A 19,860-nucleotide genomic window follows, 5' to 3' on the forward strand; every position below is an offset into this window, starting at 1 on the left:
CGCGGGGCCTGGGGGCGTGGGAGGGTGGGGCGTGAAACGGCGCATCGGACATGTGGAACTCCCGGAGCTCACCTCGTTCTCGGGGGAGCTCGAGGCCGACGGCGACTATGACAGCGTCGAGCTGCTCAACCTCGACCTCAGCGGTCAGAACGCGGAGAACTCCCGCTTCCTCGGCTGCCGGCTCGCGGGCTGCGTGCTCGATGACGTCGCGCTCACCCGCGCGCAGCTCGCCGACTGCGTGCTGACCGAGCTCCGCGCGCACACGCTGGACGCCATCGACTCGGCGTGGCGCGACGTCGCCGTCACGGACTGCCGGCTGGGCGCCGTGACGGCCTACGGCACGCACCTCACCCGCGTACGGATCACGGGCGGCAAGCTCGACTACGTGAACCTGCGCGACGGCGCGCTCACCGACGTGGTGTTCGAGGACTGCGTGATCGGCGAGCTCGACCTGATCGGCGCCCGCCTGATGCGCGTGACCTTCACGGGGTGCCGCGTCGGCCAGCTCGACGTGACCCGCGCGACGCTCGACCGCGTCGACCTGCGCGGCGCGGACTACAGCGCGCTCCGCGGCCTGGCCCACCTCCGCGGCGCCACCATCTCGACGGACCAGCTCACCGACCTCGCCCCGCACCTCGCCGCCCACCTGGGCCTCACGGTCCAGGACTGAACCCAGCCCTCTCCCTCCCGCACACGCAGGCCCCGGTGGTTTACCGGGTGGGGGTGGGGGTGCAGGCTGCTGCTGTTGCGGCTAGGGCCGTCAGGCCTTGGACCGCCAGGAGGGGGCGGGGGTCGTGGGGGACCGTCCAGCAGCCGTCGACGATCGTGTACGGGGCCGACGGGCCGGTCGTCACGTAGGTGCGGACCGCATCGAGGAGGCGGTCGACCGACTCCTGCTCGCTGCCGACGCCGACGCTCGCGCGGATCGCGCCCTGCGGCGCGCCGAGCCGGGCGAGCAGCGGGTGCGCGCAGAACCGGCCGTCGCGCACCCCGATCCCGTGCTCGGCGGCGAGATACGCGGCCACGAGGCCCGGGTCGTGGCCGACGACGTCGAACGCCACGACGCCGACCGGATCGGTCGAGTCGGGCCAGATCCGGAACACGTTCACGCCGTCGATCGCCTCGAGACCCTCGACCAGCCGGGCCCGCAGCCGACCCTCGTGCGCCGCGAGCGCGCCCGCCGGGAGCGCGGCGAGCGACTCGCAGGCCTGCGCCAGCGCGATCGCACCGATCACGTTCGGCGACCCGGCCTCGTGCCTCGCGGGCGACGTCGTCCAGATCGTGCGGCCCGCGCGGACCTCGCGCACGGCGCCCCCGCCCGCGAGGTAGGCCTCGCCCGCGTCGAGCCAGTCGCGCCGACCCACGAGCGCGCCCGCGCCGAACGGGGCGTAGGTCTTGTGCCCGGAGAACGCCACGTAGTCCGCGCCGCTCGCCGCGAGCGAGAGGCCGCGGTGCGGCACGAGCTGGGCGCCGTCGACGACGATCCGGGCGCCGGCGTCGTGCGCCAGGCGGACGACGTCCGCGATCGGCAGCGCCTCGCCCGTCACGTTCGAGGCACCCGTGACCGCGACCAGCGCGTACGACGACGCCGCCAGCTCGCCTTCCAGCGCGGCCAGGGTCGCCGCGACGGTGTCCTCGATCGGCAGCACGGTGGCGTCCAGGCGCTGCCAGGGCAGCAGGTTGGCGTGGTGCTCGACGTCGAGCACGAGCACCCGCCCCCCCGCCGGGACGCAGCCGGTGAGCAGGTTGAGCGCGTCGGTGGTGTTGCGGGTGATGATCGTGACGTCGTCCGGGCGCGCGCCGACGAAGGCGCCGATGGTCTGCCGGGACGCCTCGTACAGCGCCGTCGAGACCTGCGAGAGGTACCCCGCGCCGCGGTGCACGCTCGCATACAGCGGCAGGACCTCGGTCACCCGGGCGGCCACCGACTCGAGCGCGGGCGCACTGGCGGCGTAGTCGAGGTTGGCGTACGTGCGGGTCGTGCCATCGACGAGCGGCACGCGGGTCGCGGCGCCGACGACGGGCAGCAGTGCGCCGTCGGCCCGGTCGGGCCGGTGCGCGCTCGGGAGGGCGGAGATCGTCGGCGCACAGGTCGACGTCGCGGTAGTGGTCATGAGAGTCCTCCGGCAGGTCTTTCGGACCACCGGAAGGCAGTCCGCGCTTGCCTCGACCGGACGGTCGAAGCCAGGTCGTCACCCGGGGCACCCCACCGCGGAAGGAGGGTTGCCGGCCAGCAAGCCGGGGCTATCTGCTGGCACTCGTGACCTGTGACGAGGATCAGCCACGCGTCGCCGGACTGTCAACGCCGAATCGGAACGTCTCAAAATGTGAACAATTGAGTCTCGCTTTTTGGCGGAATCGGCGACCGGCACCTACGATCCTCGTCACCATCCAGAGCGGCCGAGAGATCTGGCTCGACGACGCCGCAGCAACCCCCCGCAGCCCCGGCCGCGGTCGAGGGTGCTACCGCCAGGACCGATGGAGGACGCATGAGCACCCTGACCACCCCCGCGACGGACCCGACCGGGACCGGCGAGGACCGGCTGCGGTACCGCCTGCTGACCGGGCCCGACGACCGGACGTTCTGCGAGCGCGTCAGCGCCGCGCTCGACGACGGGTACCGCCTGCACGGCAACCCCGCCGTGACGTTCAACGGCACCCGGGTAATCGTGGCGCAGGCCGTCGTCCTGGACCACGCGATCCAGGACGATCCGCCTGCGGTGCCGACGTGGACCGCGATCACGGCGCAGCCGGCGGCGACGGCATGAGCGGGTACGCAGGCGACCTGACCCCGACCGAGGCCTGGGACCTGCTCGCCGCCGACGAGCGCGCGATCCTCGTCGACGTGCGAACCGAGGCGGAGTGGCGGTACGTGGGCGTGCCCGATGTCGGCTCGCTGGGCCGGGCGGCCGCGCTCGTCGAGTGGGTCGGCTACCCCAGCGGCGCCGTGAACCCGAACTTCCTCGCGCAGCTCGCCGAGGCCGGCCTGGCCGCGGGCGACGGGCGACCCGTGGTGTTCCTGTGCCGCTCGGGCGTGCGCTCGGTCGCCGCGGCGAAGGCCGCGACCGCCATCGGGTTCGGCCCGGCCTACAACATCCTCGAGGGGTTCGAGGGAAACCTCGACCCCGGCGCGCACCGCGGCGGCACCGGCTGGCGGGCCGCCGGCCTGCCCTGGCGGCAGTCGTGAGCGGCGACGGCCGGTCGCCGTCGGGCACTGGCGCCGTCCCCGGGCCCGGCGCGTGGGACGACGGGTCCCTGCCGCTCGAGCGCCTGCGCCCGGACACGCTCGCCGTGCGCGGCGGGCACGTGCGCACGCCGTTCGCCGAGACGTCCGAGGCACTGTTCCTCACCCAGGGGTACGTCTACGCCCACGCGGCCGACGCCGAGGCGGCATTCGCGGGTCAGACCGACCGGTTCCTGTACTCGCGGTACGGCAACCCGACCGTGGCGACGTTCGAGGAGCGCCTGCGCCTGATCGAGGGCGCCGAGGCCTGCTACGCGACGGCGACCGGCATGTCCGCGGTCTTCACCGCGCTGGCCGCCCTGGTCAAGGCGGGCGACCGGATCGTCGCCGCGCGCGCGCTGTTCGGTTCGAGCCTCGTGATCTTTGACGAGATCTTCGCCAAGTGGGGCGTGCACACCGACTACGTCGACGCGCACGTGCCCGAGCAGTGGGAGCGCGTCCTGGCGACGCCCGCGACCGTGGTGTTCTTCGAGACGCCGTCGAACCCCATGCAGGACCTCGTCGACATCGCCGCGGTGAGCGCGCTCGCGCACGCCGCGGGCGCCGTCGTCGTGATCGACAACGTGTTCGCGACGCCCGTGCTGCAGAAACCGCTCACGCAGGGGGCCGACGTCGTCGTCTACTCGGCGACCAAGCACATCGACGGGCAGGGGCGGGTGCTGGGCGGGGCGATCCTCGGGTCGCGCGAGTTCATCACCGGGCCGGTCCAGCTCTTCCTGCGCAACACCGGGCCGTCGCTCAGCCCGTTCAACGCGTGGGTGCTGCTCAAGGGGCTCGAGACGATGTCGCTGCGCGTGCGCGCGCAGACGGCGGCGGCGCTCCAGCTCGCGACCTGGCTCGAGGCGCAGCCGGAGATCGCGCGCGTGCGCTACCCGTTCCTCGCCTCGCACCCGCAGCACGACCTCGCCCGGGCGCAGATGTCGGGCGGCGGGACCGTGGTCACGTTCGACCTCGCCGTGCCCGAGGGCACCGAGACGGACGCCGCGAAGAAGGCCACGTTCGCGTTCCTCGATGCGCTCGAGGTCATCGACATCTCGAACAACCTCGGCGACGCGAAGTCGATCGTCACGCACCCGGCGACGACGACGCACCGCAAGCTCGGTCCGGCCGGGCGCGCGGCGGTGGGCATCGCCGAGACGACGGTGCGGCTGTCCGTCGGGCTCGAGGACCCGCTCGACCTGATCGACGACCTGGCGCGGGCGCTGCAGCTCAGCGCCTGAGCCTGCTCCGGGCCCCTCGGCTCGGCCCAGGTCGGCCCGGGCGGCCCGCTAGGCCGTGACCGCGGCCAGGAGCCCGGGGAGCGTGGCACGCAGCTCGTCGACCGCCGCCGACGGCATCGGCAGCTCGGTGAGGCTGAAGTCGACCCAGGCGGCCACCACCACCGGTAGTGCCGTCCGGTCGGCCGCGGTGAGCGTCAGGCGTCGCGGCAGCCAGCGCGCGAGGAAGGTCGCGAGCTTGACCGGGCTCAGCCGCAGCGGGCGGCCGTCGTCGTAGTCGCAGCCGTAGTCGACGAGCTCGCGCGCGAGCAGCTCGACCGACTCCGGCGCGAGGTCGGCGAACGCCGTCGCGGGCGAGGACCCGCGGAACTGCGCCACGAGCGCGGCGCGCGTCGCCGGGTCGACGACGCCTCGCGTGTCGAGGGCCGACGGCGTGGGCAGTCCCGCCGCCGCGAGCGCGCCACGCACCTCGTCGGTCGCCGGGCCGGTGGGGGCCGGGATTGTCGGCAGCAGTCGCAGCCGGGCCACGGCCAGGGCCTGCATGTCGTCGAAACCGGCCGCGGTGTGCGGCTCGTCCGTGCGGTCGGTCGCCGCCAGGGCGCGCTCGAGCAGGAACCGTGCGGCAAGGAGGTCGAGCTCGACGTACCGCTGGAGCGGATCGTCGCCGTCCCGCGCCATGGCGGTGCGCAGCGCACCGAGGTCCTCGACGACGAACACCTCCGGGCACCAGCCGCCGAGGTGCGAGAAGTCGACGTGGGCGAGCAGGGCGTGGGTGCGGCCGGTGCCGCTGAACTCCACGGCGACGGTCGCCTGGTCGCCGAACGCGTCCGCGAGCACCATCGCCCGGTCCGCGGTCCACGCGTCGATCGCGTCGGCCCAGGACGGCAAGGTCCCGGCCGGCAGCTCCTGCACGCGGCGCAGCGCGCGCAGGCGCGACGGTTCGCCCGGTGCCAGTCGCGCGAGCGTGACGAGCGCAGCGCCGGCCGCGGGGTTCGCGCGGGCGGCGAGTCCGTCGATGAAGGCGTCCAGCGTGCCCACGGGAACGCCGGGGTTGTGGTCCTCGATCCCTCGCATCGACCCGAGGAGCTCCGTGACCAGGATCTCGGCGTCGAGCGGGTCGTCGGCGGCGAGCGAGCCGCCGAGCGCCTCTTCGAGGTCGGCGTACACCGCGTCGAGCGCGGTTCGGCCGACCGGCTCGGTCCGGGCCGTGGCCCGCGGCCGGTTCGCGGAGGGGTTTGGGCGGTGCTTCTTCTGGCGCTTTCGGCTGACGGGGCTCACGACCGTCGAGTGTCACCGTTCGCCGGACGAGGTACAAGTTCGCTGGTCACGCCGCCGGGCATCGCGGGAGGGGTGAGTCCCGCGGCCCTCCTCCGGGGACGTCCTGGCACAGAGCCCCGGCGGAGACACCCAGCGGTGTCGTCCGGCGGTGCTAGCGTCCAAGCCCTCATGGACACCGCCGAAGCCCTCCCGTACCCGCCCTGGAACCCCGGCGGCGAGCTCGGGCTGGCCCTGCGCACGGCCGCGGACGCGCTCGAGCGGAACGGCCTGCGTCCCACCGGGACCCACCGGCTCACCGACATGACCCGGCACCAGCGCGCCGCGCTCGGCGCGCTGCTCGGCTGCGGCATGGTCCGGCCCCAGGTGCTCCTCGACCTCGAGGTGCTCGACGCGATCTTCCGCGGCAAGTACCGCCTCGCCGGCGGCGTGGTGGAGGCCTGCGAGCTCGCGCTCGGCCGGCCGCTCGTCGCGGCCTGAGGCGGGCACCGCCGCACCCGACCCGACGACGGGCCGCCGTCGGGCATGGAGCGCGAGGCCGCCCGGCGACCCCGGCCGGTGAGCTCAGCAGGCGAGCTCAGCAGGCGAGCTCAGCCGACAGCTCAGCCGACGAGGCTGTGCAGCACCGAGGTGAAGAACTTTAGGCCGTCGGTGCCGGTGCGCGGTCCGTTGACCCCGTCCGGGCCGTAGCCGACCTCGACCGCGTGCTCGGGGTGGGGCATCAGGCCGACGACGTTCCCGGCCGCGTTCGTGATGCCCGCGATGTCGCGGCGCGAGCCGTTCGGGTTCCAGCCCTGGTAGCGCACGACGACGCGCCCCTCGCCCTCGAGCTCGTCGAGCGTGCGCTCGTCGGCGACGAACTGGCCGTCCTGGTTCTTGAGCGGCACGGTGATCTGCGCACCCTTGGCGTAGTCGCGGGTCCAGGCGGTCCCGGCGTTCTCCACGACGAGCTGCTGCTCGCGGCAGACGAACGTGAGCTGCTCGTTCTTGATCATGGAGCCGGGCAGCAGGTGCGCCTCGCAGAGGATCTGGAAGCCGTTGCAGATGCCGAGCACCGGCAGGCCGGCGTTCGCCCCGTCGATGATCGAGCCCATGACCGGCGCGAACCGCGAGATCGCCCCGGCGCGCAGGTAGTCGCCGTAGGAGAAGCCACCGGGCAGGACGACGGCGTCGACCGCGCGCAGGTCGGCGTCGGCGTGCCACAGCGCGACGGGCTCGCCGCCGGCAAGGCGCACCGCGCGGGCGGCGTCCCGATCGTCGAGCGTGCCCGGGAAGGTGACGACCCCGATGCGCATCAGGCGAGAGGTTCGGTCGAGCCGACGACCTCGGGCGCGACGGCGACCCGCACGACGTCCTCGATCACCGGGTTCGACAGCACGGTCTCGGCGGCGGCGAGCGCGGCGGCGAGCACCTCCGGGGTGACCTCGCCGTCGACCTCGAGCTCGAACCGCTTGCCCTGGCGCACGCTCGTGAACTGCGCGAACCCGAGCCGCGGGAGCGCGCCAGCGACGGCCTTGCCCTGCGGGTCGAGGATCTCGGGCTTCGGCATGACATCGACGACGACACGTCCCATGCGGGGATCACTCCAAAAGGTGCGCGGGTGGCTGTGCGCCCAGGATACCGAAGCGAGCGCCTGCCCTTCGCACCGTCCGTCCTACGCGGTCGTCGGCCGGGGTGCGGGGGTGGGGATCGCATACGGGTCGGGCCAGGTCCAGACCGCCATGGGCTGGTCGACCTCCAGCGGCCGACGGCGTCGTCGGCCCACCAGGTGGGCGAGGTCGCCCAGGGCGAGCGGGGCGCCGCCGTCGTGCTCGGTCCGGCGTATGACGAGCCAACCGATCAGCGCCGCCGGGCCGACCAGCGAGCCGAGGGCAGTCGCGGGGACGCCGACGGTGAAGTCGACCCCGGTGCTGGTGGAGACGAGCAGCGCCAGCAGGAGGTGCCAGGCGACGAGCGCGGCGACGACCCAGCGGGCGGTACGTCCGCAGCCGAGGAGGGTGCGGTGCGGCTGGGCGGGTCGACCGGTGGCCCGACGGGGGACGCCGACGAGGAGAGCGGCGGTGACCGGAACGGTCAGTGCGACGGCGACGGCGCCGAGGGTTACCTGGAGCGCGGTGGGGAACCCGTACTGGAACAGCGGGAGTGTGAGCGTCCCGCCGAGGAACTCGTAGGTCGCACCGTGGTCGCCGGGGGCGGCGAACCTGCTGGCCAGGAGCATCGCACCGGCCGACGTGAGGCCGACGAGTGCGGTTGCGCCGAGGATCGGGCGCGCCGCGAGCCGCGCCGGGGGGACGTACCGGTAGCCCGACGGTCCGGCGAAGATCAGCGGGATCGACGGCTCCGGCGGGAAGAACCGGCGCAGCGCCTCCCGGCGAACATAGCCCCGGGTGGTGAGCACCATGATCACCCAGACGACCAGCGCACCGACGACCGCGTACGAGCTGCCGTCGATCCACATGACCACGACGATGAAGAGCACCGGCCATAGCCGCCGGACGCTGTACAGCGCTCCGGTCACGTCGTCCCAGAGCCACGGGTGGTATCGCTCCGGCATCCGGCCATCCCACAGCCGGTACGCGAGCATCGCCCGCGGCGGTGGGTGCTCGCGCCACCGGGTCGCCCAGCCGCTGCGGATTACGTCAGCGGCGCCGCGCAGGTCCAGCCGGGTGGCGCCGGGTTCGGCGAGATCGGCTAGGACCTCGGTCATCTCGGCGGCCCGGGCGGCGCGCCACCGGCGCGGGTACGCGCGCAGCCAGAACCGGGCCGAGCGCGCGAACCGGGGATCGACCCGACCAGGAGGGGCAGGCATGTCGGCCGGCCCGGCGGACTGCCGGCTCGGCACTGCGTCGGGGGACTGCCAGCTCGGCGGACTGCCGGCGGGCTGACGGCTCGACGCGCCGTCGGGGGACGGCGCCGCGGGGCGGGCGTCGTCGGGCATCAGACCGAACCCGCCGCTGCGCGCAGCACGAACCCCGAAAACCCGAGCTGGCCGGCCGGGCGGGCCCGGAGCACGACCTGCGCGCGGCGGGCGATCGCCTGCAAGCGAGCAGTCTCGGCGGCGAGGGCGTCACCGCCGGCATCCGTGAGGCGGTAGTAGCGGCGCAGGCGACCGTCGACGATCTGCTCGCCGGACGCCTCGGCGTACCCCTCGGTCACGATCCTGTCGAGAATCCCGTACAGGGTGCCGGCGCCGAGGCGGACCACGCCGTCGGAGAGCTCCTTGACTGCCTGCGCCACCCCGTAGCCGTGCCGCGGTTGTTGCGCGAGCGCCAAGAGCACCAGGTACGTCTGCTCGGTCATCCGGAAGGCCACCACCGATATATATCACTCAACGACCTATGTGCGCCGGTGATTGCGTTTTGGTGATTGCGTTTTGGTGATCGCGGGTGGGATCCGTCGGCGCGGAGCATGGTGCCGGTGGTGCCGAAGTGCTCGAAAACTCGGTCGACCCGGTCACGCGAGCCCCACCTGTCCCGTGCTCCGCGCGGGCGCCTGGTGCCCACAGCCGCACGGGGGGCCGGTGGGGTGCGTGGTGCACGCGCGGAGTCTCCTGCGCCACACCCGCCCCAGGAGTCCCTGATGCGGCTGTCCGCACCTGGCATGCGGGGGGCGGGGGCGGGCCGGGACTGGGGCCGGGAACGGGGCGGCGGGGCAAGTTGCCGGTCTACGGCACGACGACCGTCATGCCAGGTCCTGTGGGCGGCCCACCCATGGCGGCCAACGCCGCCGGGGCGTCGTCCAGCCCGATCACGCGCCCGACCAGCCGGTCCGGCCGCAGCTCCCCGGACGCGATCCGCGCGAGCATCGCCGGGTACTCGTGCGCAGCCATGCCGTGGCTGCCATACAGCTCGAGCTCCCACCCGACGACCCGGTCCATCGGCAGCGGCGGCCGCGCGTGCGCCCCGAGCAGCAGCCCGATCTGCACGTGCCGGCCCCGGCGCCGCAGGCCGAGCACCGATGCGAGCGCGGTCGCCAGGGTGCCGAGCGCATCGAGGCTGGCGTGCGCCCCGCCGCCGGTCGCCGCGCGGATGGCGGTCGCCACGTCGTCAGCAGACCCGGTCCCGCACGCGCCGGGATCGAGCGTGACCTCGGCGCCGCACCCGGCCGCCGCCGCGCGCGCCGCCGGCGACACGTCCAAGGCGACGACGCGGGCGCCGTCGGCCACGGCGATCATGACGGCCGAGAGCCCGACGCCGCCGCACCCGTGCACCGCGACCCAGTCGCCGGCGCGCGGTCGCGCGTGCACCGCGACCGCGCGGTACGCGGTCGCGAACCGGCAGCCCAGGGCGGCGGCGGTCACGGGCGACATGCCGTCGGGCAGGCGGACCAGGTTGACGTCCGCGTGGTCGAGCGCGACGAGCTCGGCGAACGACCCGGCATGCGTGAACCCCGGCTGCGTCTGGCGCTCGCACACCTGCCCCTCGCCGGCGAGGCACGCCGTGCACGTGCCGCACGCGCACACGAACGGCACGGTCACGGCGTCGCCCACGCGCCAGTCGCGCACCGCGGGCCCGACCGCAGCGATCGTGCCCGCGAGCTCGTGGCCCGGCACGTGCGGGAGGGTGATCCCGTCGTCGTGCCCCTGCCAGCCGTGCCAGTCGCTGCGGCACACGCCCGTCGCGGCCACCCGCACGACGACGCCGTCGGCCGGGCACGCCGGCACCGGCACCTCGCGCACCGCGAGCGGCCCGCCGAACTGCTCGAAGACGACCGCCCGCATGGTGTGCGGGGATGTGGTCGGCAGAAGCGTCGTGGGCTGGGGCGTCGTCAGGTCGGGGGTCGCGGCGTGGGGCATCACCGGTCCAGCGTGCACCAGGTCCAGCGGCCCGCGAGCAGCGTCCCGCTCACCGGCATGGCCCGCAGCGTCGCGGCATCGGCCTCGAACGGGTCGACCTCGACGATCGCGAGATCCGCGACATCGCCCACCTCCACCTGGGCCCGGCCCCCGGTCGACGCCGCGAGCGCGACGTCGAGCGGCAGCTCCTGCTCGGGGTGCCAGGCCGGGCGACCGTCCCGCGTGCGGCGCACCGCCGCAGCGATCGCGAGCCACGGGTCGAGCGGCGCCACCGGCGCGTCCGAGCCGAGCACCAGCGTGGCTCCCGCCGCGTGCAGATCCGCGTAGGCGAAGGCCCGGTCGGTGCGGCCGGCCCAGTGCCGATCGGCGACGTCACGGTCGTCGAGCGCGTGCTCGGGCTGGATGCTCGCGACGACGCCGAGCGCGGCGAACCGCGGCAGGTCCTGCGGCGAGCACAGCTGCACGTGCTCGATGCTGCCGCGCGCCCCCGTCCCTGCGAACGCATCCAGCGCGAGCCCGACGGCGTGGTCGCCGATCGCGTGGATCGCGCACGTGATCCCGTGCCGCGTCGCCTTGGCCATCAGCCGGGTCAGCTCGGCGGGTCCGACGGCAAGCACCCCGTGGGACGCCGTCGTCCCTTCCAGCCCGGGATAGGCCTGGTGGCAGTAGGCAGTGCGCGTGTTGAGCGAGCCGTCGCTGACGACCTTGAGCGGCCCCATCGTGAGCAACCCGCCGGTGCGGGACACGACGTCCCCGGTGGCCTGCTCGAGCGCGACGGCCTGGTCGAGATAGTCGGGCCACGCGCCGGCCGCAACCCGCAGCACGTCCGTCCCCGCACCGATCCGCCGACGCCAGCTCGTGAGGTTGTCGGCGAGCTCGTAGTCGGTCACCGCGACGAGGCCGCGCGCGGCGCCTGCCCGGGCCGCCTCGTCCACCCACGAGTCGAGGACCGGCGCCGGCACCGAGCTCACGGCCTCGCTGACGGCGAACCATTCGCGCTCGCGCAGCACCCCGGTCGGATGCCCGACGACGCCATGCCTCGCCAGGGCGGCCGAGCTCAGCCACGCACAGTGCAGATCTCCCGAGACGAGCACGACGGAGGTCTCCGGCACCCCGGCGGCGTGCAGCGCGTCGTCGAGCAGCGTGGCGGTGGGGGTGTCGGGCCACAACCCGTCGCGGAAACCGAAGCCGACGAGCGGCGCGCCGGTCTCGAGCGGCTGCTCCCGCAGGCGCGCGACGACGAGGGCGGCGGCGTCGGCGGCAGACCGCGCGCCGGACACGTCGAGCCGCTGCCGGGCCAGGGCCCACTGCGTGAGGTGCACGTGCGCGTCCCGCAGGCCGCGCAGCACGGTGCGGCCACCGAGCTCGACCCGCGCGGGGGCCGGGCCGACGTCGGGTGTGTCGGGGTGCGTGCCGGGAGCCGAGGCCGGGCCGATCCTGACGACGCGACCGCCGCTGACCAGCACGTCCACCAGCTGCGACGACCCCAGCAGGCGCCCACCGCCCAGCAGAACCGATCCACTCATGAGACCGCCACCCCATCGCTTCGCCTCGGCAATGTCGCCGAACTCGGAGGTTAGTCCCGAACGCGCGCCCGGCCGGCCGGGTACGCGCCGGTCAAGCACCCACCGGTCGACCGGCCCGGTTGGGTTCCTGGCTCTCGGACCGACGCTGGCAGCCGCGCGGGAGACACCTGGAGCTGTGGTGGTCGAGGGGACTGCTCAGCCACCCCATCTGCACCGCCAGCACCACGTACGGCTGCCAGCGCCACCCGCCAGCGCGGAGCGCGCGACGAGTGAGGCGCAGCGAGCCAACCGGGCGGGCGCCAGCGACCCACGAGCACCACGCGCCACCTGCTCCGCGCCGACGGCGCCGCTCGCGCGGCCGCTGGTCGGGCTACAACTGGGGGTGGCGGAGGGGGTGGCCCGTCAGGCGGGCGTAGGCATCGAGGTACCGGGCCTGGGTGCGCTCGACGACGTCGGCCGGCAGCTCGGGTGGCGGCGTCGTGCCCGTGCGGTCCCAGCCCGACGCCGGCGACGTCAGCCAGTCGCGGACGTACTGCTTGTCGAAGCTCTCCTGCGCGCGGCCGGGCACCCAGCTGTCGGCGGGCCAGAACCGCGACGAGTCGGGGGTCAGCACCTCGTCACCGAGCACGATCGCGCCCGCATACGGGCCCTGCGTCGCGCGGCCGAACTCGAGCTTCGTGTCCGCCAGGATCACCCCACGGTCGCGCGCGATGGCCTCGGCCCGCGCGTACACCGCCAGGGTGAGTGCGCGCAGGTGCGCCGCGTCGTCGGCCCCGATCGCCTCGGCGACGACCTCGTAGCTCACGTTCTCGTCGTGCTCGCCGACGGCGGCCTTCGTCGCCGGGGTGAAGATCGCGGCGGGCAGCCGGGAGCCGTCCACGAGCCCGGCGGGCAGCGGGACGCCGCACACGCTGCCGCCGTCGGGCCCGCCGCGGCGGTACTCGACCAGACCGGAGCCGGTGAGGTAGCCGCGCGCGACGCACTCGACCGCGAACATCTCCAGCCGCTGGCAGATCATGGCGCGCCCGGCGACCTCGGCCGGGACGTCCAGGCTCACGACGTGGTTGGGCACGAGGTCGCTCAGCTGGTCGAACCACCACAGGCTGAGCTGCGTCAGGACGATGCCCTTGCCCGGCACGGGGGTCGGGAGCACGTGGTCGTACGCGCTGATCCGGTCGCTCGCGACGACGAGCACGACGTCGCCGTCGGCGTGCGGGGCGGACGGCAGGTACAGGTCACGGACCTTGCCGGCGTAGGCATGGGTCCAGCCCACCAGCTCGGGGGCACCGCTGGGCGGGGACACGGGGGCAGGCTCACGCGGCCATCCTCCCGCATCCGTGCCGCGACCGGGTCCGAGGCCTGCGCCACGCTCGGTGGACGCAACGAGTTCGCCGGTTCGGCGCGAGTTCGCCGGTCCGGATCAGCGAACTCAGCCCGAACCAGCGAACTCACCCGGTGGGCTAACCCGATGGGCTCAGACTCGTGGGCTCAGACTCGTCAGCTCGAGGCGGCCGCTGCCGCTATGTCTTTGCGGTGATGGGAGCCCGCCAGGGTGATCTCGTCGACGCCCGCGTAGGCCGCCGCGCGGGCCGCCGCGAGGTCCGCACCGACGCCGACCACCGACAGCACGCGCCCGCCGGAGGCGACCAGCGCCCCGCCGGACAGCGCCGTGCCCGCGTGCAGCACATGCACGCCGTCCACCTGCTCCGCGGCGTCGATCCCCGAGATCGGATCGCCCGAGCGCACCTGCTCGGGGTACCCGTGCGCCGCGACGACGACGGTCACCGCGGCCTGCTTGCGCCAACGCAGCGGCGGCAGCTCGTCGAGGTGCCCGGTCGCCGCGGCGAGCAGGACGCCCGCGAGCGGGGTCTTCAGTCGGGATAGCACGACCTGCGTCTCGGGGTCACCGAAGCGCGCGTTGAACTCGACCACGCGCATGCCTCGGGAGGTCATCGCCAGGCCGACGTAGAGCACGCCGGCGAACGGGATCCCGCGCCGGGCCATCTCGTCGACCGTCGGCTGCGCGACCCGCTCGACGACATCCGCGACGAGGTCCTCGGGCGCCCACGGCAGCGGGGAGTACGCACCCATGCCGCCGGTGTTCGGGCCGGCGTCGCCGTCGTGCGCGCGCTTGAAGTCCTGCGCGGGCTCGAGCGGGACGACCGTGACGCCGTCGGTCAGGCAGAACAGGGAGATCTCCGGGCCGTCGAGGTACTCCTCGATCACGACCGTCCCGCCGGGCTTGTCCAGGCAGACCGCGGCGTGCGCCAGGGCTTCGGCCCGGTCGGAGGTGACCACGACGCCCTTGCCGGCCGCCAGCCCGTCGTCCTTGACGACGTGCGGTGCACCGAACGCGTCGAGCGCGTCGGCGACTTCGGTGAGGGTCGTGCACACGTGCGCCATCGCGGTCGGCACCCCGGCGACCGCCATGACCTCCTTGGCGAACGCCTTCGACCCCTCGAGCACGGCGGCCTCGCCGCTCGGGCCGAAGCACGCGATCCCGGCGGCGCGGACGGCGTCGGCCACCCCGGCCACCAGGGGTCCCTCGGGGCCGACGACGACCAGGTCGGCACCCAGCGACGTGGCCAGCGCGGCGACCGCGGCGCCGTCGAACGCGTCGACGGCGTGCAGCTCGGCGAGCGCACCGATGCCGGGGTTGCCCGGCGCGGCGTGCAGCTCGGGGCTCGCGCCACCGTCGGGCGCGACCGCGAGCGCTCGGACAAGGGCGTGCTCGCGGGCACCGGTCCCGACCACCAGAATCTTCACCGGCCCAACCTATCCGCCCGCTCACCCCCGCCACACCCGCCGAAAAGTCGAATTCCGCCCGTCCGCCCCTTGAGGACAGGCGGAAATCGACGCCTCGGCGGGCGTGGCTTATGGGGTGGTCAGGCGGGTCCGCAAGGCCTCGAGCTGGCTGGTCATCTCGCTGGGCAGGTGGTCGCCGAACTGGGCGAAGTACTCATCTGTGAGATCGCACTCGGCGAGCCACGACGAGCGGTCGACCTCGAACAGCGCGCGCACCGCCTCGGGGGCGAGGTCGAGCCCGTCCAGGGACAGCGCCCCCTCGGCCGGCAGCTGCCCGACCGGCGCGGGAACCGCGTCGGCCACCCCCTCGACCCGGCGCAGGATCCACTCGATCACGCGCGAGTTCTCCCCGAACCCGGGCCACAGGTAGGTCCCGTCCGCGCCCTTGCGGAACCAGTTGACCTGGAAGACCAGCGGCCTGGCGTCCCCGAGGGCGTCGCCCAGCTCGAGCCAGTGGCCCCAGTAGTCGGCCATGTTGTAGCCGCAGAACGGCAGCATCGCGAACGGGTCCCGGCGCAGCGCGCCGACGGTGCCCTCCGCGGCGGCGGTCTGCTCGGACGAGACCGTAGCGCCCATGAACACGCCGTGCGCCCAGTCGAAGGACTGCGCGACGAGCGGCACGTTGGTCGCGCGGCGGCCGCCGAACAGGATCGCGTCGATCGGGACGCCCTCGGGCGCCTCCCAGTCGTCCGCGATGATCGGGCACTGCTCGGCCGCCACCGTGAAGCGCGAGTTCGGGTGCGCGGCCGGGGTGGTGGACGACGGCGTCCAGTCCGCGCCTGTCCAGTCGATCAGGTGGGCCGGGGCCTGGTCGGTCAGCCCCTCCCACCAGACGTCGCCGTCGTCCGTCAGGGCCACATTGGTGAAGATGGTGCGCTCGGTCATGGTCGCGACCGCGATCGGGTTGGTCGAGTGCCCCGTCCCGGGGGCGACGCCGAAGAAACCCGCCTCCGGGTTGATCGCCCGCAGCCGGCCATCGGAGCCCGGACGCATCCACGCGATGTCGTCGCCGATCGTCTCGACCTTCCAGCCCGGGATGGTCGGCGTCAGCATGGCGAGGTTCGTCTTGCCGCACGCAGACGGGAACGCCGCGGCGAGGTGGAACGGGCGACCCTCGGGGGACGTCACCTTGAGGATCAGCATGTGCTCGGCGAGCCAGCCGCCGTCGCGCGCCATGACCGAGGCGATCCGCAGCGCGAAGCACTTCTTGCCCAGCAGCGCGTTGCCGCCGTAGCCCGAGCCGTAGGACCAGATCTCGCGGGTCTCGGGGAAGTGCGCGATGTACTTCGTGTCGCTGCACGGCCAGGCGACGTCGTCCGGCCCGCCCTCCTGCAGATCGTTGCCGTCCGCGTCCACGAGCGGGGCCCCGACCGAGTGCACGGCGGGGACGAAGTCGCCGTCGGCCCCGAGCAGGTCGAGCGCCGCTGCGCCCATACGCGTCATGGTGCGCATGCTGACCGCGACGTACGGGGAGTCGGTGACCTGGACGCCGAGCTGGGAGATCGGGCCGCCGAGCGGGCCCATCGAGAACGGCACCACGTACATCGTGCGGCCGCGCATCGAGCCGGTGAACACGCCCTTGAGCTCGGCGCGCATGACCTGTGGCTCGCGCCAGTTGTTCGTCGGGCCGGCGTCCTCGGCGCGCTCGGAGCAGATGAACGTACGGTCCTCGACGCGGGCGACGTCCGACGGCGCGGAGCGCGCGAGGAACGAGTCGGGGCGCAGGGTCGGGTCGAGCCGGAGCAGGGTTCCGCGCTCGACGAGCAGGTCGGTGAGCCGGCGCCATTCCTGCTCCGAGCCGTCGCACCACTCGATCCGCGCGGGCTCGGTCACCGCCGCCACCTCGGCGACCCACTCGCGCAGGCGAGCGTGCCGGGTCTGCACCGGCTCGCCGCCGCCGAATACGGGAAGCTCGAGGCGCGTGCGACGGACGTTGGCCACGGAGTTGTCCAGGAGCGTCATTCGATCTGCCTCTCGAAGCGGTGGAGATCTCTTACTGTTGCACTCAGCCTCCGCTCGGCGTAGCCAGTTTTCCTGTCGAAAGCACGAGAAGAATCGCAGTTCTTGATCTAGCGTCAAGAGATGGTTCCGACGCCGCGCACCACATCCCTGACCGACGACGGCGAGGACACGACCGGAGACTCGCGCGGCGCGACCCCCGACCTGATCACCCTCGGGCGCCGCATCCGGCACTTCCGGACCGAACGATCCTTCACGCTCGACCGCCTGTCCGCCGCAGTGGGCACCGCCCCGAGCCAGCTGTCCCTGATCGAGAACGGGCACCGCGAGCCGCGCCTGTCGCTCCTGCGGGCGATCGCCGCGGCGCTCGACGTGCCGCTCGCGGATCTCCTGGCCACCGAGCCACCGAGCCGTCGCGCCGCGCTCGAGATCGCGCTCGACCGGGCCCAGCGCGGCTCGCTGTACGCCTCCCTCGGGCTGCCCGCGGTGCGCCCCGGCCGCAAGCTGCCGGTGGAGGCGCTCGAGTCGCTGGTCGGCCTGCACTCGGAGCTCGCGCGGCGGGCGAACCAGTCGATCGCGACCCCCGAGGAGGCGCGCCGCGCGAACACCGAGCTGCGCTTGTGGATGCGGGGCAAGGACAACTACCTGCCCGACATCGAGGAGCTCGGCGAGGACATGGTGCGCACCGCCGGGTACACCGTGGGCGCGGTCACGCACCGCACCGTGGCGCGGATGGCCGAGCAGCTCGGGTTCACGATCATCCACGTGCGCGACCTGCCGCACTCGACGCGCACCGTGACCGACCTGGCGAACGGGCGGATCTACCTGCCGCCGGCGTCGATCCCGGGCGGGCACGGGCTCCGCTCGCTCGCGCTGCAGGCGATCGCCCACCGCGTGCTCGGTCACGAGCGGCCGGCGAGCTACGCCGACTTCCTGCGCCAGCGCGTGGAGATCAACTACTTCGCGTCGGCGGCCCTGATCCCGCGCACCGCGGCGCTCGACTACCTCGCAGGCGCGAAGAAGGTCAAGGACCTCGCGATCGAGGACTTCCGCGACGCGTTCGGCGTCACGCACGAGGCGGCCGCGCACCGGTTCACCAACCTCGCGACCGTGCACCTGGGGATCCCGCTGCACTTCCTGCGGGTGGGCGACGACGGTGCGCTGTACCGGGGCTACGAGAACGACGGCGTCGGCTTCCGCACCGACCCGACCGGCGCGATCGAGGGCCAGCTCGTGTGCAAGCACTGGGCGGCCCGGGCAGCGTTCGCGCGCCGCGACCGCACCACGGAGTTCCACCAGTACACGGACACCCCGCACGGGACGTACTGGTGCACCACGCAGACCGGGGCGACGTCGTCGGGCCCGTTCTCGATCACCGTGGGAGTGCCGTACGCGCACTCGAAGTGGTTCCGCGGGCGGGAGACGACTCGTCGCGCGGTCTCCCGCTGCCCCGATGAAACCTGCTGCCGGCTCCCGCCGAGCGACCTCGCAACCCGGTGGGCCGACCAGTCCTGGCCGAGTGCGCGCCTGCACGCGCAGATCCTCGCGCCGCTGCCGCAGGGCACGTTCCCGGGCGTCGACGACTCAGACCTGTACGCCTTCCTCGAGCGCCACGCCACGACCTGACCCAGAAACCCGGGCCAGGTCGGTGCCGGGGTCAGTCCAGCAGGTCGTGCCGGACGATCGTCGCCTCGCGGTCGGCGCCGACGCCGATCGCCGAGATCCGGGTGCCACTCATCTTCTCCAGCGCGAGCACGTAGCGCTGCGCGTTCTCAGGCAGGTCCTCGAACGTCCGGCACGCCGTGATGTCTTCGGTCCAGCCGTCGAACTCCTCGAGGATCGGCGTCGCGTGGTGGAAGTCGCTCTGGTTCATCGGCATCTCGTCGTGCCGCACCCCGGCGACGTCGTACGCCACGCAGACCGGGATCTTGTCCAGGCCGGTGAGCACGTCGAGCTTGGTCAGGACGAGGTCCGTGAGCCCGTTGATGCGGCCCGAGTAGCGCGCCACGACGGCGTCGTACCAGCCGCAGCGGCGCGGGCGCCCCGTGGTGACGCCGAACTCCCCGCCGGTCTGGCGCAGGCGCTCGCCCATGTCGTCGAGCAGCTCGGTCGGGAACGGGCCCTCGCCGACGCGCGTCGTGTACGCCTTGATGACGCCGACCACGCGGTCGATCCGGGTCGGGCCGACGCCCGACCCGGTGCACGCGCCGCCCGCGGTGGCGCTCGAGGACGTGACGAACGGGTAGGTGCCGTGGTCGACGTCGAGCATCGTGGCCTGACCGGCCTCGAAGACAACGATCTGGCCGGCATCGAGCGCACGGTTCAGCACGATCGAGATGTCCGCGACCATCGGGCGCAGGCGCTCGGCGAACTTGAGGAGCTCGGTGACGGTCTCGTCGACCGTGATGGCCCGGCGGTTGTAGACCTTCACGAACAGGTGGTTCTTGACGTCGAGCGCGCCCTGGACCTTCTGGCGCAGGATGTTCTCGTCGAACAGGTCCTGGACCCGCACCCCGGTGCGGGAGATCTTGTCCGCGTAGGTGGGTCCGATGCCGCGACCGGTCGTGCCGATCTTGCGGCTGCCGAGGAACCGCTCGGTGACCTTGTCGAGCGTGCGGTTGTACGGCGCGATGATGTGCGCATCGCTCGACACGAGCAGGCGGCTCACGTCGACGCCGCGCGAGATCAGGGCATCGAGCTCGAAGAAGAGCACCTCGAGGTCGATGACGACGCCGTTGCCGATCACCGGCGTGACCCCGGGCGAGAGGATGCCCGACGGGAGCAGGTGCAGGGCGTACTTCTCCTCGCCCAGCACGACCGTGTGGCCCGCGTTGTTGCCGCCGTTGAACTTCACGACGTAGTCCGCGTGCGAACCGAGCTGATCGGTCGCCTTGCCCTTGCCTTCGTCGCCCCACTGGGCGCCGACGACTACGACGGCTGGCATCTGATTCCCACTCTCGCCCTGCCTTGGTGGCTGGCACCCGGTCGAACCGCGTCAGCCGGGGCACGGACGGCAGTGGCCCGGAACCCCGCATAGAG

The 19,860-nt window shown here is 73.5% G+C and carries 18 protein-coding genes and 2 riboswitches; of the genes, 6 read left to right on the plus strand and 12 right to left on the minus strand.

Features of this window, described 5'->3' with window-relative positions; translation table 11 throughout:
- The first annotated feature begins 31 nt into the window (after nt 1–31).
- Nucleotides 32–670, plus strand: a complete 639-nt coding sequence (locus VTA80_RS07870; RefSeq protein ID WP_407344837.1) for a pentapeptide repeat-containing protein — start codon at nt 32–34, stop codon at nt 668–670.
- 40 nt (nt 671–710) lie between these two features.
- Here VTA80_RS07870 and VTA80_RS07875 read toward each other — a convergent pair whose 3' ends face one another.
- Nucleotides 711–2,114 (minus strand): aminotransferase class V-fold PLP-dependent enzyme, encoded by a 1,404-nt coding sequence (locus VTA80_RS07875; protein ID WP_407344838.1) that lies wholly within the window; start codon nt 2,112–2,114, stop codon nt 711–713.
- 38 nt (nt 2,115–2,152) lie between these two features.
- Nucleotides 2,153–2,266: riboswitch (SAM riboswitch) on the minus strand.
- A 118-nt stretch (nt 2,267–2,384) separates the two neighbouring features.
- Nucleotides 2,385–2,485, plus strand: a riboswitch (SAM riboswitch).
- A gap of 4 nt (nt 2,486–2,489) precedes the next feature.
- Here VTA80_RS07875 and VTA80_RS07880 point away from each other — a divergent pair.
- The 3 genes from VTA80_RS07880 to VTA80_RS07890 are packed head-to-tail and all read left to right on the plus strand — an operon-like array spanning nt 2,490 to nt 4,464.
- Nucleotides 2,490–2,768 carry a DUF1737 domain-containing protein gene (locus VTA80_RS07880; RefSeq protein ID WP_407344839.1) on the plus strand — a complete coding sequence of 93 codons (279 nt, stop codon included), beginning with the start codon at nt 2,490–2,492 and terminating at the stop codon, nt 2,766–2,768.
- Nucleotides 2,765–3,187, plus strand: a complete 423-nt coding sequence (locus tag VTA80_RS07885; RefSeq protein ID WP_407344840.1) for a rhodanese-like domain-containing protein — start codon at nt 2,765–2,767, stop codon at nt 3,185–3,187. Before VTA80_RS07880 ends, VTA80_RS07885 begins: the two co-directional genes overlap by 4 nt.
- Complete coding sequence (locus tag VTA80_RS07890) at nt 3,184–4,464, plus strand: O-succinylhomoserine sulfhydrylase (protein WP_407344841.1); 1,281 nt, start codon at nt 3,184–3,186, stop codon at nt 4,462–4,464. The genes VTA80_RS07885 and VTA80_RS07890 overlap by 4 nt, the downstream gene beginning before the upstream one ends.
- A gap of 48 nt (nt 4,465–4,512) precedes the next feature.
- Here the strand turns inward: VTA80_RS07890 and VTA80_RS07895 are convergent, their stop codons facing one another.
- Entirely contained in the window at nt 4,513–5,739 is a 1,227-nt protein-coding gene (locus VTA80_RS07895) for a hypothetical protein (RefSeq protein WP_407344842.1), read from the minus strand.
- A gap of 168 nt (nt 5,740–5,907) precedes the next feature.
- Between VTA80_RS07895 and VTA80_RS07900 the strand changes: the two genes are divergently transcribed.
- Nucleotides 5,908–6,216, plus strand: coding sequence for a hypothetical protein (locus tag VTA80_RS07900; RefSeq protein WP_407344843.1), 309 nt, complete (start codon nt 5,908–5,910; stop codon nt 6,214–6,216).
- A 122-nt stretch (nt 6,217–6,338) separates the two neighbouring features.
- Here the strand turns inward: VTA80_RS07900 and purQ are convergent, their stop codons facing one another.
- The 9 genes from purQ to VTA80_RS07945 all read right to left on the minus strand — a co-directional run bounded on the left by purQ (nt 6,339) and on the right by VTA80_RS07945 (nt 16,824).
- Nucleotides 6,339–7,031, minus strand: a complete 693-nt coding sequence (purQ, locus tag VTA80_RS07905; RefSeq protein WP_407344844.1) for a phosphoribosylformylglycinamidine synthase subunit PurQ — start codon at nt 7,029–7,031, stop codon at nt 6,339–6,341.
- Nucleotides 7,031–7,309, minus strand: coding sequence for a phosphoribosylformylglycinamidine synthase subunit PurS (purS, locus tag VTA80_RS07910; RefSeq protein WP_407344845.1), 279 nt, complete (start codon nt 7,307–7,309; stop codon nt 7,031–7,033). Before purS ends, purQ begins: the two co-directional genes overlap by 1 nt.
- A gap of 81 nt (nt 7,310–7,390) precedes the next feature.
- On the minus strand, nt 7,391–8,674 hold the full coding sequence (locus VTA80_RS07915; RefSeq protein WP_407344846.1) for a hypothetical protein: 1,284 nt from the start codon (nt 8,672–8,674) through the stop codon (nt 7,391–7,393).
- Nucleotides 8,674–9,036 carry a PadR family transcriptional regulator gene (locus VTA80_RS07920; protein WP_407344847.1) on the minus strand — a complete coding sequence of 121 codons (363 nt, stop codon included), beginning with the start codon at nt 9,034–9,036 and terminating at the stop codon, nt 8,674–8,676. The genes VTA80_RS07915 and VTA80_RS07920 overlap by 1 nt, the downstream gene beginning before the upstream one ends.
- 364 nt (nt 9,037–9,400) lie before the next feature.
- Nucleotides 9,401–10,456: a zinc-dependent alcohol dehydrogenase family protein gene (locus VTA80_RS07925; RefSeq protein WP_407345726.1), complete on the minus strand. Its 1,056-nt coding sequence runs from the start codon at nt 10,454–10,456 to the stop codon at nt 9,401–9,403.
- A 74-nt stretch (nt 10,457–10,530) separates the two neighbouring features.
- Nucleotides 10,531–12,057, minus strand: coding sequence for an amidohydrolase (locus VTA80_RS07930; protein ID WP_407344848.1), 1,527 nt, complete (start codon nt 12,055–12,057; stop codon nt 10,531–10,533).
- Between the two features lie 370 nt (nt 12,058–12,427).
- Nucleotides 12,428–13,360, minus strand: coding sequence for a phosphoribosylaminoimidazolesuccinocarboxamide synthase (locus tag VTA80_RS07935; RefSeq protein WP_407344849.1), 933 nt, complete (start codon nt 13,358–13,360; stop codon nt 12,428–12,430).
- Nucleotides 13,361–13,554: 194 nt separating this feature from the next.
- On the minus strand, nt 13,555–14,823 hold the full coding sequence (gene purD / locus VTA80_RS07940) for a phosphoribosylamine--glycine ligase (protein WP_407344850.1): 1,269 nt from the start codon (nt 14,821–14,823) through the stop codon (nt 13,555–13,557).
- A 108-nt stretch (nt 14,824–14,931) separates the two neighbouring features.
- Nucleotides 14,932–16,824, minus strand: coding sequence for a phosphoenolpyruvate carboxykinase (GTP) (locus VTA80_RS07945; protein ID WP_407344851.1), 1,893 nt, complete (start codon nt 16,822–16,824; stop codon nt 14,932–14,934).
- 120 nt (nt 16,825–16,944) lie between these two features.
- On the opposite strand from VTA80_RS07945, the gene VTA80_RS07950 reads away from it, so the two are divergent.
- Entirely contained in the window at nt 16,945–18,447 is a 1,503-nt protein-coding gene (locus VTA80_RS07950) for a helix-turn-helix domain-containing protein (RefSeq protein WP_407344852.1), read from the plus strand.
- A 31-nt stretch (nt 18,448–18,478) separates the two neighbouring features.
- Here the strand turns inward: VTA80_RS07950 and VTA80_RS07955 are convergent, their stop codons facing one another.
- Nucleotides 18,479–19,765, minus strand: a complete 1,287-nt coding sequence (locus VTA80_RS07955) for an adenylosuccinate synthase (RefSeq protein WP_407344853.1) — start codon at nt 19,763–19,765, stop codon at nt 18,479–18,481.
- Nucleotides 19,766–19,860 lie beyond the last annotated feature (95 nt).

It is taken from the genome of Pengzhenrongella phosphoraccumulans (genome assembly GCF_045689905.1).
GTDB lineage: Bacteria > Actinomycetota > Actinomycetes > Actinomycetales > Cellulomonadaceae > Pengzhenrongella > Pengzhenrongella phosphoraccumulans.

Bases quoted from the DNA above. Each gene is read 5' to 3' on its own strand.
- VTA80_RS07880 (WP_407344839.1), top strand. From the start codon at position 2,490: ATGAGCACCCTGACCACCCCCGCGACGGACCCGACCGGGACCGGCGAG.
- VTA80_RS07915 (WP_407344846.1), bottom strand. From the start codon at position 8,674: ATGCCCGACGACGCCCGCCCCGCGGCGCCGTCCCCCGACGGCGCGTCG.
- VTA80_RS07900 (WP_407344843.1), top strand. From the start codon at position 5,908: ATGGACACCGCCGAAGCCCTCCCGTACCCGCCCTGGAACCCCGGCGGC.
- VTA80_RS07925 (WP_407345726.1), bottom strand. From the start codon at position 10,456: ATGCGGGCGGTCGTCTTCGAGCAGTTCGGCGGGCCGCTCGCGGTGCGC.
- VTA80_RS07875 (WP_407344838.1), bottom strand. From the start codon at position 2,114: ATGACCACTACCGCGACGTCGACCTGTGCGCCGACGATCTCCGCCCTC.
- VTA80_RS07950 (WP_407344852.1), top strand. From the start codon at position 16,945: ATGGTTCCGACGCCGCGCACCACATCCCTGACCGACGACGGCGAGGAC.
- VTA80_RS07920 (WP_407344847.1), bottom strand. From the start codon at position 9,036: ATGACCGAGCAGACGTACCTGGTGCTCTTGGCGCTCGCGCAACAACCG.
- purS (WP_407344845.1), bottom strand. From the start codon at position 7,309: ATGGGACGTGTCGTCGTCGATGTCATGCCGAAGCCCGAGATCCTCGAC.
- VTA80_RS07945 (WP_407344851.1), bottom strand. From the start codon at position 16,824: ATGACGCTCCTGGACAACTCCGTGGCCAACGTCCGTCGCACGCGCCTC.
- VTA80_RS07930 (WP_407344848.1), bottom strand. From the start codon at position 12,057: ATGAGTGGATCGGTTCTGCTGGGCGGTGGGCGCCTGCTGGGGTCGTCG.
- VTA80_RS07955 (WP_407344853.1), bottom strand. From the start codon at position 19,765: ATGCCAGCCGTCGTAGTCGTCGGCGCCCAGTGGGGCGACGAAGGCAAG.
- VTA80_RS07885 (WP_407344840.1), top strand. From the start codon at position 2,765: ATGAGCGGGTACGCAGGCGACCTGACCCCGACCGAGGCCTGGGACCTG.
- purQ (WP_407344844.1), bottom strand. From the start codon at position 7,031: ATGCGCATCGGGGTCGTCACCTTCCCGGGCACGCTCGACGATCGGGAC.